This window comes from Paenibacillus zanthoxyli JH29 (assembly GCF_000520715.1).
Taxonomy (GTDB): Bacteria; Bacillota; Bacilli; order Paenibacillales; family Paenibacillaceae; genus Paenibacillus_AQ; species Paenibacillus_AQ zanthoxyli.
Window position 1 is genome coordinate 1 of the sequence record NZ_ASSD01000086.1, and the last position, 332, is coordinate 332.

General features: G+C 53.9%; 1 pseudogene. It reads right to left on the reverse strand.

Features of this window, described 5'->3' with window-relative positions:
* Positions 1–332 (reverse strand): annotated as a pseudogene (locus tag L691_RS27695) (IS1380 family transposase); the annotation flags it as partial.

Below are 332 nucleotides of genomic sequence, written 5' to 3' on the forward strand. Positions count from 1 at the left end.
ACGTGTTCCCTAAGGCACACGTTCAAATTCTCCAAGGCATCGTTGCCGGCATCCATGCGTACAAGCAGCGGCAAATCGGTGATTCGGCGGGCATATTCCAGACTGTGCGATACAAACGCAGCGGCTTCCTTTTGCACATGGGTGCTGCCTTCGCGCAGATTGACGTTCACGCCATATCCTTCCTGGCCGAGGTAGGCAAAGAAGGGAGCATAGCCGTCTACCTTTTTGTACGTCAGAGACACGCCTTCTTTATGGGTGTTGCTATTGTCAAAGGGGGAGACATCCAAATCCAGCGGTAGCCAGGACATGGTCTTTCCTTCCGGTAGCGTGGC